This is a genomic window from Thalassospira sp. (assembly GCF_048059015.1).
In the GTDB taxonomy this organism is placed as follows: Bacteria; Pseudomonadota; Alphaproteobacteria; order Rhodospirillales; family Thalassospiraceae; genus Thalassospira.
Window position 1 is genome coordinate 34,880 of the sequence record NZ_JBLLNT010000009.1, and the last position, 14,116, is coordinate 48,995.

A 14,116-nucleotide genomic window follows, 5' to 3' on the forward strand; every position below is an offset into this window, starting at 1 on the left:
GCCCATGTCGCTGAGCTATCTTGAAACCTCGCTCGACCGGATCGACGCCGCCGCCCGCGACGATGTCATCGAGATTTGCATCAATCCAGACGGGACCTGCTGGGGCGAATTCCAGGGCGATCACTTCATGCGCCCGCTGGACCAGAGGCTGACGGGCGTTCAGGTCAGGGACCTCGGCAACCAGATCGCCTCCTCGGCCAATACCACGATGAGCAGGGACCGCCCCATCGTCTCGGTCTCGATCACCTATAAGGGGCGCCCGATCCGCGCACAGGTCATCACCCCGCCCGCAGTGCTCTCGGCCATGTCGATCAGCCTGCGGTTCTTCTCAAGCCTGCCACTCGAGGGCATTGCGCTCGATTTTCTCTACGGAAAGGAGCGAAAGCTCGAAGACCTGCGCGTGGAAAAGAAAAGTGCCTTGCGCGCAGTGGTGGCCGCGGGTTTGATCGATGATGCGCTGGCCTTCTGCGTCGAGAACAAACTCAACATGATCGTCTCGGGTGGCACCTCCACCGGCAAGACCGTCGCCGCGCGCAAGATCCTCTCTCACGTACCGGCCGAGGAACGCATCGTCACCATCGAGGAAGCGGCCGAGCTTCTGCCGACCCAGCCCAATGCCGTGACCCTCATCGCCAATCGCGACGCAGAGTTCCAGACCGCCGATGTGCTTCTCACCGCCACGCTGCGCATGCGCCCCGACCGGATCATCCTGGGCGAGGTGCGTGGCAAGGAGGCCATGACCTTTCTGGAAGCTATCAACACCGGCCATGGCGGGTCCATGACCACGCTGCATGCCGAAACCCCGCAACTGGCCGTCCAGCGGCTCGCGATCGCCGCGCTCAAGACCGAGATCCCGATGACCTATGCCGACATGATCCAGTACATCGAGAACTCCATCGACGTGATCATCCAGGCCGGCCGGCATGACGGCAAACGCGGCATCACCGAATTCTACCTCCCCGGCATGAAACAGATTGGAGAAGCTGCATGAAGACCTTTGAATATGAAATCCTCTCCTTCCCGATGGACCGTAAGAACAGTCTGATCGAGATGCAGGCGGCATTGAATGCGAAGGGCCAGATCGGCTGGGAGGTGGTCTCAATCAGTTCGTCGGAGTTTGCCAATATCGGGCACACGGCTTTTCTGAAGCGTGAAACCTCCGACGGTGCCGATTTTGGAGACAACCGATGAAGCGTGGTGCAGCGCATTTCTTGTTGCTGTCAGTCGGTTTGGGCTTGATGGCATCGCCCCTAATGGCGGAGCGCAATCTCATCCCCAGTCTTGAGAGCATTCCAGATGTCTGCCCCGAACGCCCGAGCGAACCTGACTGGATGCAGAACATCGCCCTTCGAGACGCCTACCAGCGTGTCTTGGTCCAGGACATCTACCGGGCACAGAACATGGAGCGGATCGTTGAGACCGGATCCTGCGACTGCGGTCTTCGCTTCCCAGCATGGGATAACGCCGAAGTCACCTTCCAAGAAAACCACGCCAATGCGAACCGTTCAGAAATGCTGCAAGCGTCAGACAGTTACAACCGCCGCGCAAGTGATCTTCGACCAGAAGCTCAAGCGATCTGCGAAGCAGTGGGTAAGTGGTAGGGGAACTCTGAAATGAGCGTTGTCACCTACTTCGTTGAAACCTCCCAAGGCTATCTCAACACCGCCGCCGAGACACAGTTCGGGTCTGTTGCTGCCACGGTGGGAACGCTTCTCGTTCTTGGAACAACGCTGGTGGTGATCCTCGTTTTCCTGAACATGATCTATCAGTACAAAGCGATGGACGGGCGAACGGCATTCTGGCTTGCGGTCAAGATTGGTCTCATCGGGATATTTGCAACCAATTGGGTGCAGTTTAACGCACTCTCGTCCGCAATCCTCGCGGGGATCGACAGTATTGCGGGCGCGCTGGTCGCCTCCGTCGGTGGTGGCGTTCCAGGTCCATCGGGGACATTTGCAGAAGAATTTGACCGGCTCATCGCCGAGCTTGGAGAATACCTTAACGCGGCCGGGTCTGAGCTCAACTGGATGGCCGGCGCGATGCTCGACATTGTTGGCGTGTTGATGTTGTCGATCTTGGGAGGGCTCGCTGCATTTATCTTGGTCGCGTCGCGTTTGATGATCGCGCTGCTCATTGGCATCGCACCCGTGATGATCTTCCTCACCCTTTTCGAAGTGACCAAGGATTACTTCGCGCGCTGGCTGTCAGCACTGGTCTCCTTTGCGCTCTACCCAATCGTCGTGGCAGGCGTATTCGCAACAATCACAGGTGTATCATCCGCCCTCATTGGTGAACTCGGCGACCCGGAAGGGGCCTCAAATATAGGCGCGCTCATCCCCTTCTTCATGATGGTCCTCATGGCCAAGGGCTTCATCATCGCCACGCCGTTCATCGTTCGCGCGATCTCAGGGAACATTATGATGCCAGCGCTGTCTGGGGGCTTGGCAGGAAGCTACAGCTTTGCGCGCGCTGCGATGGGCAATCAGCAGGCTTATAATCGGTATCTTGTTGGTGGTGCCAGTGGAGCCGAATATGCAGCACTCAGAGCACGGCAGTTCTTTGGTGCCCAACAAATGCCGCAACGGCCGGGAATGGCAAATGTGACACCTGCAGGGGGCAGTCCACCCACCGGAACCGGATCGCAAATGATGGCGCAGCTGGCTCGTTTGGGAAGGTTGGGGAGGCGTTGATGAGGTTTTTTTCTGCGACGCCGTTGAACAATGAATGAGCGAGGGTCCCATAAGCATTCGCCAGTAAAAACGGTACCATTGGAGCTGGTCCAAGCAGTCCTGCGCTCAGCAATCAATGGAAGATCTGTCGGGCTTGAAGAGGCAATACGGACCCTGGATTGCGATGCCCATCATGCTGACCTCATCTTGCGCCAGATGGCCGAGGCTGGGTACTTGGAGCCTGCCGACATCTTTGACAATTTGTTTTATTGGCAGCTAACGCCGAATGGGACTCGCCTCGCACTGGAACCCAAGCGAAAGCGTATCGGGCGCGATAAGGTTCAGACCATCATTTCTGAACTTCTCGCCCGGGCTAAGGTCACCAACGGCGATCCCGATCGCCTGCAGCGCATCACCTTGAAGCTATTCGGCAGCGCGCTTGAGGAGCGAGACGACTACGGTGACGTCGATGTTTCTATCGCGTATCTACGACGCCGGCTGAGCGATATCGAACGTGAGCGCATCGAAAACGCACTGAAAGCCCGCCAAAGCAATTCAGATCGGCAAACCTTTCAAGGGCGGCTCATGGGAGCGGAACGTCAGGATACGCGCGAAATCATGGCGTTCCTGAAAAAGGGTCTGCCACATCTTTCGCTTATGAATGATGATCCTAGGGACCTTGGCGCACCGTACCGTTGGCTGGTCGACCACGACGTGAAAACAGACAGACCAGTGGATGTTCCTGACGATATCGTTCGACCCAACGCGCCCTCAATTCTCGACCAACACCCGAGCAAACCGCTACCGCCCATTACTTTGATTGAAGCCCAACACAGAGCCATTTCTGCAAAAACCAAAGTTGTGATTGATGACATGCACATAGGTTTAGAGGACGCGGCCACGCTCGAAGAACAAATGTGGTCTCCAAAGGTCACACGCAAAGGCGCTTTCATTCCTAACGACATCAGAAGTGACAAGCGGGTCAAATTCGCCGGGTTTCAGCACTTATGTCCGATCTGGAAGACAGACCTAGGCGGCGTAGCGATGTTGAAGGAAGCCCTCGACTGGTGCGATGAACATAAGGTTTGGGTCAGGGACCTATTTCCGAGAGTTTCAATCCAACGGTCCGACCGGACACATATCATACGCCTCGGGTGGGGCCATGACCTGATCTATTTCAATGTCGGCGGTAAATCGACAACTGGGAGCCTGCTTCCTATAAATCGAACACGCGTTTCCAAAATTGACTTGGCCGGCGCTTATGCGGTCGGAAGGGCACTTTCGAAGATGTATGATGAAAGCCGGTGCGCGAAAATGCCATGGTTCAGCGCTGACATTTTGCTTCCGTTAGTCGAGGTAGACAGGCTCCCGGATTTCCCTCGGCTGCATAAAGCTGGCGCGTTCAAAGAAGGTGCGTTTCAAGGTCTGCGGGAGGTCACCTTCTTCTGAGCTCGGATCACGCGCCCTACTCCGAACGAACCTGTTTCAATAGAAAAGCACGCCTAAGCGCCCGGCTCCACCTTGACGATCAACTGGCGTTGGCTGTCGTACCTGTACTCATGCAACCTGCGTTCTTGAATGAGCTGAACCGCTTGGCCGCGGCGAACGCAAACGGAAACTCGCCGCCGTCGTCTTGACGAGTAGCGATTTTTTCCAGGGCGTCTGCGATTTCTGTCGGGTTCATTTAGGGTCCGTCGGTAAACTCATGCGAATGCCACAGAAATTTTGGGGCGATGACGATAGCGACATGTGCCTGAAACGGTCCTGAACTGCCGTTTAACGCTGATCATTTGCTGTAATGCGGGTTCCAGACTGCGGACATGGTCGCTAAGTTGCAGAAAATTGCGAGGATAGAATGAAAACAAGAGTATTGGGTAGCCTCGTTGGCGGAGCTATCGGCTTCATTGTAGGTACTGGAACTGGCATTGTCGGCGGAATCTTTGGTGCGATTGCAGGTGTACTTGTCTTTACGGCTATTGGTGCTGCTTGGGGATGGAGCGCAGGTCCTGATCTTGCAAAAACAATTCATCGCTGGCGAGGGAAATGACGGCCCGTTGCCGAATTTTCGTCCGTACTTCAAGAGCTGCAATTCCGCGTCGCCATAACAGTCATTCGTGAAACATGCAGCGATCTTGGTTTGGAATGAATGTGTGCAGCACCCTGTACCGGTGTCGCTAATGAGTGATCAAAGCTCTGGCTAAGACATTAACCTGAGCGAAGTGAATTCCTAGATTAGGTCGACATGACATCCATTGCGCCAGCCCCTTCCAATGCGGATGCCCACAAGTACGGTGTGCTCTTCGTCTTTGCAGCGGGGGTCTTGTGGTCGACCGTCGGCCTTGGCATTCGCCTGATCGAAGATGCTGTTGTGTGGCAAATTCTACTTTACCGGTCGATCAGCATGTCACTGTTCTTGTACCTGCTCATCAGGGTGCGGTCAGGCGAAAGCCCCTTTGTTCAGATCCGCCGCATCGGTTTTCCGGCTGTTGTTGCAGGGCTGTCGCTCGTCGCGGCCTATTCTGGCGGGATCTACGCGATCCAGAACACCTCGGTCGCGAATGCCATGCTTTTGTTCGCGACAGCACCGTTTATGGCTGCAGTACTCGGATGGATCGTGTTGCGAGAACCCGTCCGCGCCGCAACCTGGATAGCGATCGCCGTCGCAATCGGCGGGATCGGGATCATGGTCGCCGACAAGTCCGGAGGCGTCGCCCTGAAAGGCAGCCTTGCCGCGCTTGGATCGGCATTCGGTTTTGCTGTCTTCACCGTGGCGTTGCGGTGGGGACGCACAGGGGAAATGCTGCCCGCGGTGTTCCTGTCGGGCCTCTTTGCGATCGTCATCACCATTGCAATCTGCCTTACCCTCGGGCACTCGCTGGTGCTAAGCCCCACTGACGGCGGCATCGCCATGGGCATGGGCGTGTTTCAGGTCGGCGCTGGTCTGATCCTCTACACGCTGGGCTCGCGCAGCCTTCCCGCAGCAGAGCTTGCCCTGCTGTCACTGGCCGAAGTGCTACTCGGCCCACTCTGGGTCTGGCTGTTTCTCGGAGAAACCGCGTCCGTAAACACCCTGATTGGTGGTACAGTTCTGCTCGCGGCGATTGCGGCCAATGCACTGTCGGGCAAGCGAAGAAAACCACCGCCCATAACCGCACCTTAGAATGGCAACCACGGCCCAGAGTTGCCTTTCGTGAGTCAGCCTCGCGCTGCATCGCAGCTTAGCCAAACCAGACGTTCGCACATCGTGTAGCATGAGCGACAAAAGTTGGCGCATCCCCAGCGTTCAACCTGAACATAACAAGTTTGCTTGCTGAATCATGTTGCTCTAGGATGACGCTCAACACCAAATCCGGCACCTGAAAGCCGGTGTATTCCATTCAAGTTGACAAAATGACCACCTCAAAACAGATCCTCGCGCTTTTGCGTAGCCACATAGACGATGACAACGAACAATTCTTGTCCGTTGCACTTCAGGTTGCCGCAAGCGAAGCGAGAAAGGGGCATAACAAGTTAGCAACGGAACTTAGGGACGTTGTTGAAAAGGCGCGTACACAGAAGAATAAGAAGCCGGCGCGCCCAGTGCCTCTTGCCCAGCCACGAGGCGATCTCGGCGAACTAGTGTCAGTGAGCTATTCTGACACGAGGCTTTCCGCCATGGTCCTAACAGACACACTTGCGGAGCGACTCAAGCGGATAACCGTCGAGCACCGTCAACGGCACCGTCTTGCTGAACATGGGCTCACACCACGCCGCAAAATTCTCTTGATCGGTCCTCCGGGAGCCGGAAAGACAATGACTGCTTCGGCACTTGCTGGCGAGCTGAAGCTACCGTTATTCACAGTGGTTTTTGAGAGCCTTATAACTCGCTTTATGGGTGAAACTGCGTCGAAGCTGCGACTTCTATTCGAAGCAATGCGGCAAACCGATGGTGTTTACTTTTTTGACGAATTTGACGCAATCGGATCGCGACGATCCGATACCAACGATGTGGGTGAAATTCGGCGTGTTCTGAATTCATTTTTGCAATTGCTGGAGAATGATGACAGCGATGGACTAATAATTGCAGCAACAAATCACCCGGAACTCTTAGACCCTGCACTGTTCAGGCGATTTGATGACGTTATCGAATATGCTATGCCGACGCCCGACATTGCAAAAGGTATCCTAAAGCGCCGCCTTGCAACATTCGAAACGAAAGGTATCGACTGGGATAAGGCTGTCGAAGCTACTGGAAGCCTCAGTCAGGCTGACCTCAGCCGGATCGCTGATGAAGCTGCAAAGCGCTCGGTTTTAGATGACCGATTTTCAATCACCTTGGCAGACATTCAAGCTGCAGTTTTAGATCGCCAGCATTCCCCGAGAACATAAAGGGCAGTATTAGTGGCCGACACCCGACCCGACCCAAAGGGTCATTTTTATCTTCCAAATCAGGGCAATACCGAACGTTTCACATCACCTAGCACTGGTGGCGGCGGTGGTAAGACACCCGATCGCAACCGAGCAAATCACGCAATTGATTTGCAGGCATCATTTAATGCCGCGCTCGCGGCTGCCGAGATGCAACGGGCAGCGCGTGAACCAGGCATTTCTGCAGGCACACCTGGGTTTTATCTTGAGATTGACGTGAACGCCTCTAATCCAGCCATCGTCGAAAAACTTGAAGCACGGCAAGGTAAATCACAGATTGAACTCCTCACTGTGCGCCCTTCCGAGGCTGATCCGACAAAGATCACAGCAACCTTGTTTGTTCCAGACGCAAAGAGCGATCACTATTCTAAACGGATTGATGATTTTTCCGATCCTGAAAAGGATAACTACACTTACGAAAAAGACGATCAGGGCGCATTCAAGCTTGATGCAAACGGCGACCGCATCCAAAAATCACGCCGCCCGAAAAACAATGCGCTTATTGCATCAGTTGAGGCTGCGCGGCTAGCACAAGTGCGGTCTATTTTCACAGACGCCCCCGCAACCTACCCAGATCCGGACACAGAAGTGTGGTGGGAAGTTTGGTTGCGCAATGAACGTCAGGCGGTGTTTTCCCACGCCGTAGAAGCCGTTGGTATGACAAGCCGCGAAAGTGTCATCAGGTTTGCAGAACGTGATGTTTTGCTTGCACGAGGAACTGCGCGGCAACTTGCACGCATCTTAGTCAACACAGACGCCATTGCAGAATTGCGCCTTGCCAAAGACACCCCGTCCCCGTTTGTGCTGATGGAAGGGTCTGAACAACATGAATGGGCTGACGATTTTCTCGCACGGATCACGCCTCCCGATGATGATGCGCCTGCCGTCTGTATCCTTGATAGTGGCACTACCCATCGCCACCCCTTGATCCGCCCCGCCCTGAACGTCGCAGACCAACAGCACTGGCAGTTTGACCCGTCTGTCGAAGATGTCAGTGCAAACGGATGGGGTGGACACGGAACTCAGATGAGTGGCCTGGCGCTCTATGGCGATCTGACGGATCATATATACGGCCAAGGCGAAGTCGAGCTGACCCATCGGCTTGAATCAGTCAAAATCTTGCCCGACTTTGGTGCAAACGATCCTGAGCTATATGGGCACATCACGGCGTCAGCAGTCAGTTTGCCTGAGATACAAGCGCCGCTTCGAGATCGTGCGTTTTGTTTGGCAGTCACAAGCTCAGACACATATCTGACTGGGCGACCTTCGTCTTGGTCTGCGCGCTTGGATGAACTGGCCTATGGAGAAGGTGAAACCCAACGCTTCATTGCGGTGTCGGCGGGCAATATCCACAATGCCTACCCTGCCAATGAGTACATGGACCAAAATGATAGTGCGGCCATAGAAAACCCCGCTCAGGCTTGGAATGTCTTAACGGTTGGTGCGTCCACGGAAAAGCTGAACATCACCGAGCCAGCGCTTGCTGGTTGGCAAGCTGTTCCTGCGGCAGGGGATCTATCCCCGGCAAGTCGTACCTCCCTCACGTGGTCTCATGATTGGCCCCTAAAGCCAGACGTCGTTTTCGAGGGCGGCAATCATGCAGTTGAACCAGCAACAGGTCACACAATGAAGGTGGATGACCTCGGACTTTTGACGACTTTCAGACGTCCGGAAGAAGCGGCATTCACAACATCATTCGACACAAGTGCTGCAACCGCCAATGCATCCCGCATGGCGGCCCAGATTATGGCGGCAAAATCTGGCCTTTGGCCTGAAACGGTTCGTGCTCTAATCGTGCAATCCGCCGATTGGACCCCGCGCATGCGCGGGCATGCTCCAGAGAAGCCGTCAAAGGCAGAAATGCGCATCCTCACACGGCGCTACGGCTTTGGGGTGCCTAGCTTGGCACGTGCTATGTCCAGCGTGGACAACGACGTTTCCCTTGTGATCCAGCGTGAAATCACACCTTTCGTGAAAGAAGCTGGCGGCATCAAAACCAACGAAATGGTTTTCCATCAGTTGCCTTGGCCAGTTGCGAAACTCACTGAACTGGAAAACACTTCAGTCGAATTGCGAGTGACACTGAGCTATTTCATCGAACCCAATCCTGGGGAGCGGGGCTGGAATAAGCGCCATAGCTATCCTAGCCACGGATTGAGGTTTGCCTTTAAGCGACCCGAAGAAAGCAATGAACGGTTCAGAAAGCGGATCAATGCTGCGGCCCGTGAGGAAGATGATGCCATCAGTGGCGGAGGCGGTGATGGTTGGCTACTTGGCCAACGTCTACGCGACCGAGGTTCGCTGCACAGTGACATTTGGCAGGGGTATGCCTCTGACTTGGCCAGTCTTAACGGCTTAGCAATCCATCCGGTTGGTGGCTGGTGGCGAGAAAAGCCCGCTTTGGCTCGCTTTGAACGACGCGTCCGATATGCTTTGGTTCTCACCTTGCGGACCGATGTTGAAACCGATCTTTATACTGAGATTTCGAACCAGATCGCAGTTCCCGTTGATGTTGAGATTAAAAACTGAAGGATTTTGATAGAATTTGCCATACCACTTTCTTTTTGCGGCCAATTTTCGAAGGCTTCTCAATGTCCGTTTCTTAGGATACTTGATCATTTTTCTGCATCCGCGGCGAAGGGCCGCTTTTCCGCCCTACCTGACAGACAGGCAATGCCTACCACCCTATCGAGCAACCAGCTTTTCGCCTTTCCCCTCTCGCAGCATCGCTTCCATTTCATCCAATCCATCGACGGCGGAGCGCATCTGCGCCTCATCATCCACGCTCGAAGCTTCCGCATCGACGACCTGGCTTCCAAAATCCATCTCCATCTGTCGCTGTTCCTCGGCGATAACGGCTTGAACGACGGGCGCGGTTTTCTTCGGAACGCCGTCAGTTTGTCGTGACAGTTGACCCGCCGAAGCCTGAGCTGTGTTTTCAACGACGGCGTCAGGTCCACCTGGTCCATTCGAAGGCGGTGTCATCGGCATGGCGCGCGCACTCAGCGGCAGGTTCCCCTGCGGCCCCCCTCCCCCCGGCTTCGGAAACGGCAACTCGCCTGATTGCGACGCGTGGATCGCCTTGAACAGCCGATCGTCAAAGTATTGGATCCGTTTTGCGCGGACCGGCATTTGCGCGTCAACGACCATGACGATCTCGTCGAGGGGCAAACGGCGCGCCTCATCCTCGGGTAGGAGGGAGCTTTCTTCAGTTCGCGTGGATTGGCTGCGCCCTTCAAAGGGGTTCTTGCCGATGGACTGAGACCGCGTGACGACGGTCTTCGTGGTCTTGCCGACCGCCTTGCTCAGCTCCTCAACGGTTTTTTCATCCGAAGGCGTCAGGTAGAGCTTCACGCCGGCGTTGCCCTGCAGCGCGCGACGGGTGTTCTCGCCATAGATTTCATCGAGGGCGGGTATGGTTTGGGTGACCACGGCCAAATGGCCGCGATAGGTCCGCAGGGTCTCGATGCTCTCGACCACGATGGGCATCTTGCCCAAGCGATTGAACTCGTCGAGCATGATCATCACGGGCCACGGCTCATCCGGCCCGGGGTCCTTTTCCTGCATGGCGGAAAGGAGATCGGAGAAGAAGAGCCGGATCAGCGGCGCGAGGGGCTTCACCATCAGAGGCTGAACCACGAGATAGACCGAAAAGGGCTTCTTGCGGATCGTGCGGAAATCAAAGTCCGAGACTGCCGTCGCCTCATCGATGGCCGGGTTCTGCCATTGATCGAGCCCCGAGGTCATCAGGAGCGAGACGTAAGAGGTCAGCGTATCGTTGTTGGTCGAGGCCAGCCGCGTGAAAATCAGCTTGGCCGCCCTGTTATCCACCTCGTGGCCCCGCGCGAAATACTCCTTCTGCTTGTTCCCGCCCGAGGCCGCGATGCGGTAGATCTCGCCCAAGGTCGGACGCTTGCGCTGGAACGCCAGCAGGCCTGCCGCCACGAAGAGATCGATCCCACCTTTTAGCAGCCCCTGCACCCGGTCGTTGTCGCTTTGCAAGAAGAGCGTCGCCAGGAGCTGCAGTTCCATCTGCTGGCGCGCGGGATCTTTCAGTTGATAGATGCGCAAGAGCGGGTTGTAGCGATGCGTGCGCTTGCCCTCCCAATCGGTGGGGGCAAACCGATAGACCTTGTCGCCTTGGGCTGCGCGGTGCCGGGCCGTGGCCTCAAAACACTCGCCCTTCACATCGAGCGTCACGGCGGAGCCTTGCCAGGTCAGCAGGTTCGGAATGACAAAGCCCGTGGTCTTGCCGCGCCCGGTGGGGGCCACGATCAGCGCATGGGGGAAGACCTTGGAGCAGATGTAGTTGGCGCGGGAGCCCGGCGGCCCCAGCTTGCCGAGGATGAACCCGGTCCCTGGCGCCCCAAAGAACCCATTGGCCTTCATCTCGCGCGCGGTCTGCCAATGGGTCTGGCCAAAGCGTGTCAGAGCGGACCCCGACAAGGCGAGGCTCAGCATCAGGCCGGCGGCGGCGAAGCTGCCGATGATCAGGTGAATAAGTTGCGCGTCCTCCGGGCGGCGGTCCAGGATCGCCAGATAGTTCTGCGCGATATATGCAAAGTCGATCTCGGCCCCGAAGCCGAGATCCTGGTAGGTCAGCACCGCCGAGGCGATGGTATAGCCCATGGCCCCGGTCACCAGCGTCACAAGCAGGACGCCCGTGGCGATCCGCGCCTTTCCCATGGAGGCGCTCAATGGACCTGACCCCGCTCGGTCTCGCCATCCACGTCTGTCGCGCGGTGTTTTTCATATTCGGTGTCGGCAAGATCATCGACCGCCTGGCGCAAGGCCTCCGTATTGGCCGTCGCGGCATCCGATTGCAGGTAGACCTTGGCGACATAGAGCCGGTCGAGGCGGTCCTCGAGAACCTGTTCCAGCGCATCGGCATCGCCGGATTTGAGCCGGTCGAGTTGGCGAACGTCCAGCACCCGCGCGATCTCGCCCCGGAAGGCGTCCCGCTCCGCCTCGGTCTCGAAGGGCGCGGACAACTCCCCCGCCCGCTCATGGTCCACGACACGCGCAATCTCGTCTGCGAGGCGATCGGTACGGTCAGACTGCGGCGCAGTTTCATCGCGGGTTGCGAGGATGTCGTCGCGCGTGCCAGACCCGAGCCCGTCGCGCATCTCGGTTTCGCGGCGAACCTGATTGATGACCTCCGTGTCGCGTATCTCGACGACGGCTGCATAGGTCGCGCCGAGCCCGCGGGCGAGGTGGGTCGGCATGTCCGGATAGCGCCCCCTGAATTCATCCGTGACAGCATCTGCAACGGGCGTGCGGACGTCGCGTCCCTCCATGATCCGGTCGACCTCGCGGGTGATCTCGCTGGCGCGGGCCGCATCGGTGATGGTCTCCCTGTAGGGCTCAGACCGGTCGATCACATCGCCAGGGCGTGCAAGCAGCTCCGGGTGTGCCTCGAGATACGCGCGCTGCTCGGTCTCGATCCGGCGCTCTGCCCGCGAGACAACCTCCCAATCCCGGTCCTCGATCTGCTGCACTGTCAGGCCGTCTGCGCGCATCTCCTGACGGATTGTCCCTTCCATCGCCCGGACCGCGTCCTCATTATAATGGAACTGCTCGCTGACCGGTTCCGCTTCCATGACACCATCCCGGCGCAGCACGTTCTCCCGTTCCAGCAGCGTGCCAAGCGCGACATGCACATCGTTGAGAATGTCGCGCGCCTGTTCCAGATCGGCGCGGCGTTCAAGGTTCAGATCGCGCGCCTCAGCTACTTTGGAGAGATCATTGGCGATCCATTGATGCTCGAGCGCTGCATTTGAGGCGCCCGTCTCGATCCGGGCCACCACTTCCGATGTGCTGATGCCCGTGCCCCGTAGTGCTACGTCAATGCGCGATCTCAAGTCGGGCTCGGCCAGTCGCTCGCGCTGGCTGGCGTCAATATTGGCCTCGGAATAGATCCCGCCCTCCGAGGGGGTCTCTGACAGCGTGGATGATCGCAATCCGAGAGGCTGCATGTGCTGGACCTGCGTCTGGATCTCGATGAGACGTTTTTCCAGCACGGGACGTTCCGCGTCAGACTTCTCGGCGATCATGCCCTGCACCCGCGCGAGCTTTTCCGCATAGAGGCTTCTCAGATCCTCGAAGCTTTGTTCCTCGGCCATATACACATCTCCTGTTCGGTCCATCTGTCCGCCATGCGCCAGCACCTCGCCCGCGCGGAAGAGTGCCGCGGCGATGTCTTCCCGGGCCTCCCGGGAGGCCTCTGCGGCAAGCGAATGGTAGACGGTTCTGGTGTTGGCGATCTCCGCCAGCGTCCGGGTCAGGTCCTGCCCCACGCGTTCGCGCTCGCGGGGCGCGCAGCCCTCTTCTTTCGCGGCATAAAACTCGCTTGTGCGGGCCGCGTAATGCACGACGCCGCGATCCACCCGCCGCGTGGCTTCCAGACGCACACCGTACTTCTCGGCCTCCTCGACCATGGCGAGGCGGAAGTCGTCATAGTTGAAGCGGTGGTTGCGCCCCAGAAAGAAGAACTCGCCTTCTTGCGAGCGGCGGTTCAGTACCAGATGGGCATGCGGGTGATCGCGGTCCTCATGCACTGCGATGATGTAGTCGAAATGCCCCGCATCGGTCTGGAAGAACCGCTCGGCCACATCGGTCGCGATGTCGCGCACATCCTCGCCCCGCGTGCCGATGGGGAAGGACATGAGCATATGCGTGGTCTGTCCGAGCTTGGGCTTGAAGCCCGCATCCCACCGTTTGGCAAAGCGCTCGGTCAGATCCTTGATGTCACCCGCCTCGAGCTTGGACTTGCCATCCAGGAACCCGCTACTGTCCACGATATGGGTGGACTTGGTTGTGAGGTAGTCGAGCTGGTTTGCGAGCTGCGATTTGGTATGCGTACCCCCGCCCCGGATCGCCTTGAAGACCGCTGGCCGATGCCCCGCAGCCGCGCGCACAAGCTGGCTCTGCTTGGCCACGTGCAGCCCTTGCATCGAGCCCCGAACGCGGCTCCAGCCATCCCGGAAGACCTCGCCCGTGACGGCATGGACGGCATCATTCAGCCGCATGGGCAAACTCCC

General features: G+C 57.5%; 12 protein-coding genes. 9 read left to right on the top strand and 3 right to left on the bottom strand.

Annotated features, from left to right (window positions below):
• Nucleotides 1-4 precede the first annotated feature (4 nt).
• The 5 genes from ACMZ66_RS13505 to ACMZ66_RS13525 all read left to right on the top strand — a co-directional run bounded on the left by ACMZ66_RS13505 (nucleotide 5) and on the right by ACMZ66_RS13525 (nucleotide 4,118).
• Entirely contained in the window at nucleotides 5-991 is a 987-nt protein-coding gene (locus tag ACMZ66_RS13505) for an ATPase, T2SS/T4P/T4SS family (protein WP_416937757.1), read from the top strand.
• Entirely contained in the window at nucleotides 988-1,191 is a 204-nt protein-coding gene (locus tag ACMZ66_RS13510; RefSeq protein ID WP_114276217.1) for a hypothetical protein, read from the top strand. The genes ACMZ66_RS13505 and ACMZ66_RS13510 overlap by 4 nt, the downstream gene beginning before the upstream one ends.
• Nucleotides 1,188-1,601, top strand: coding sequence for a hypothetical protein (locus ACMZ66_RS13515; RefSeq protein ID WP_299373967.1), 414 nt, complete (start codon nucleotides 1,188-1,190; stop codon nucleotides 1,599-1,601). Before ACMZ66_RS13510 ends, ACMZ66_RS13515 begins: the two co-directional genes overlap by 4 nt.
• A gap of 12 nt (nucleotides 1,602-1,613) precedes the next feature.
• Nucleotides 1,614-2,690, top strand: coding sequence for a type IV secretion system protein (locus ACMZ66_RS13520; RefSeq protein ID WP_074647040.1), 1,077 nt, complete (start codon nucleotides 1,614-1,616; stop codon nucleotides 2,688-2,690).
• 78 nt (nucleotides 2,691-2,768) lie between these two features.
• On the top strand, nucleotides 2,769-4,118 hold the full coding sequence (locus ACMZ66_RS13525) for a hypothetical protein (RefSeq protein WP_416937759.1): 1,350 nt from the start codon (nucleotides 2,769-2,771) through the stop codon (nucleotides 4,116-4,118).
• A 79-nt stretch (nucleotides 4,119-4,197) separates the two neighbouring features.
• Here the strand turns inward: ACMZ66_RS13525 and ACMZ66_RS13530 are convergent, their stop codons facing one another.
• The gene (locus tag ACMZ66_RS13530; RefSeq protein ID WP_416937761.1) at nucleotides 4,198-4,353 is read right to left on the bottom strand and encodes a hypothetical protein; all 156 of its coding nucleotides are present in this window, start codon (nucleotides 4,351-4,353) and stop codon (nucleotides 4,198-4,200) included.
• A gap of 171 nt (nucleotides 4,354-4,524) precedes the next feature.
• On the opposite strand from ACMZ66_RS13530, the gene ACMZ66_RS13535 reads away from it, so the two are divergent.
• From ACMZ66_RS13535 to ACMZ66_RS13550, 4 genes are all read left to right on the top strand, one after another.
• Nucleotides 4,525-4,716 carry a hypothetical protein gene (locus ACMZ66_RS13535; protein WP_074647044.1) on the top strand — a complete coding sequence of 64 codons (192 nt, stop codon included), beginning with the start codon at nucleotides 4,525-4,527 and terminating at the stop codon, nucleotides 4,714-4,716.
• A 195-nt stretch (nucleotides 4,717-4,911) separates the two neighbouring features.
• Nucleotides 4,912-5,829, top strand: a complete 918-nt coding sequence (locus tag ACMZ66_RS13540; protein WP_416937763.1) for a DMT family transporter — start codon at nucleotides 4,912-4,914, stop codon at nucleotides 5,827-5,829.
• A gap of 230 nt (nucleotides 5,830-6,059) precedes the next feature.
• Nucleotides 6,060-7,037 carry an AAA family ATPase gene (locus ACMZ66_RS13545; protein ID WP_416937765.1) on the top strand — a complete coding sequence of 326 codons (978 nt, stop codon included), beginning with the start codon at nucleotides 6,060-6,062 and terminating at the stop codon, nucleotides 7,035-7,037.
• A gap of 12 nt (nucleotides 7,038-7,049) precedes the next feature.
• Entirely contained in the window at nucleotides 7,050-9,605 is a 2,556-nt protein-coding gene (locus ACMZ66_RS13550) for a S8 family peptidase (RefSeq protein WP_416937767.1), read from the top strand.
• Between the two features lie 156 nt (nucleotides 9,606-9,761).
• On the opposite strand, the gene ACMZ66_RS13555 is transcribed toward ACMZ66_RS13550, so the two are convergent.
• Both ACMZ66_RS13555 and ACMZ66_RS13560 read right to left on the bottom strand, forming a co-directional pair.
• A complete protein-coding gene (locus tag ACMZ66_RS13555) occupies nucleotides 9,762-11,774 on the bottom strand; it encodes a type IV secretory system conjugative DNA transfer family protein (RefSeq protein WP_416937769.1) in 2,013 nt (670 codons plus the stop codon).
• Nucleotides 11,771-14,104, bottom strand: coding sequence for a relaxase/mobilization nuclease domain-containing protein (locus ACMZ66_RS13560; RefSeq protein WP_416937771.1), 2,334 nt, complete (start codon nucleotides 14,102-14,104; stop codon nucleotides 11,771-11,773). Before ACMZ66_RS13560 ends, ACMZ66_RS13555 begins: the two co-directional genes overlap by 4 nt.
• Between the last annotated feature and the right edge of the window lie 12 nt (nucleotides 14,105-14,116).